2 protein-coding genes are annotated in these 738 nt (G+C 63.7%); both read left to right on the top strand.

The genetic code is table 11. The annotated features are described in order from the left end of the window. Window positions 1-444 (top strand): electron transfer flavoprotein subunit beta/FixA family protein (locus HV773_RS36560; RefSeq protein ID WP_175198563.1); only part of this gene is annotated, 444 nt, incomplete at its 5' end. A gap of 24 nt (window positions 445-468) precedes the next feature. After that, the coding region (locus HV773_RS36555; protein ID WP_484555909.1) for an adenine nucleotide alpha hydrolase family protein at window positions 469-738 on the top strand (270 nt) is incomplete at its 3' end.

Genomic DNA, 738 nt, shown 5'->3' with positions numbered 1-738 from the left:
GCCCTCGTCGACAAGGAGCAGCCGCAACTGGTGATCCTCGGCAAGCAGGCCATCGACGACGATTCGAACCAGACCGGCCAGATGCTCGCCGCGCTGGCGAACCTGCCGCAAGCGACCTTCGCTTCGAAGCTCACCGTCGCCGACGGCCGTGCCACGGTCGCGCGTGAAGTCGATGGCGGCGCGGAAACGCTGTCGCTGAAGCTGCCCGCCGTGGTCACGACGGATCTGCGCCTGAACGAGCCGCGCTACGTCACGCTGCCGAACATCATGAAGGCGAAGAAGAAGCCGCTGGAGACGGTCAAGCCCGAAGACCTCGGTGTGGACGTCACGCCGCGTCTGAAGACCCTCAAAGTTTCCGAGCCGCCCAGGCGTTCCGCAGGCGTGAAGGTTGCCGACGTGAAGACGCTGGTCGAGAAGCTGAAGACCGAAGCCAAGGTGCTGTAAGGGAGCGACAAAGAAATGACGAATCTGGTGAATCTGGTAATAGCCGAACACGACAACGCAACCATCAAGGCTGCGACGCTGAACACCGTGGCTGCCGCGCAGAAGATCGGCGGCGACGTGCACGTGCTGGTTGCGGGCCACAACGCTCAGGCTGCTGCTGACGCAGCGGCGAAGATCGCAGGCGTGGCGAAGGTGCTGCTGGCCGACGCGCCGCAACTCGAAGTGGGTCTTGCTGAGAACGTCGAAGCGACGGTCCTGAGCATCGCGAAGAACTACACGCACATCCTCGCGCCG

The organism is Paraburkholderia caffeinitolerans (assembly GCF_902859945.1).
Taxonomy (GTDB): domain Bacteria; phylum Pseudomonadota; class Gammaproteobacteria; order Burkholderiales; family Burkholderiaceae; genus Paraburkholderia; species Paraburkholderia caffeinitolerans.
Note: the sequence above shows the minus strand (reverse complement) of the source record. Positions and strands in the feature narration are given on the sequence as shown.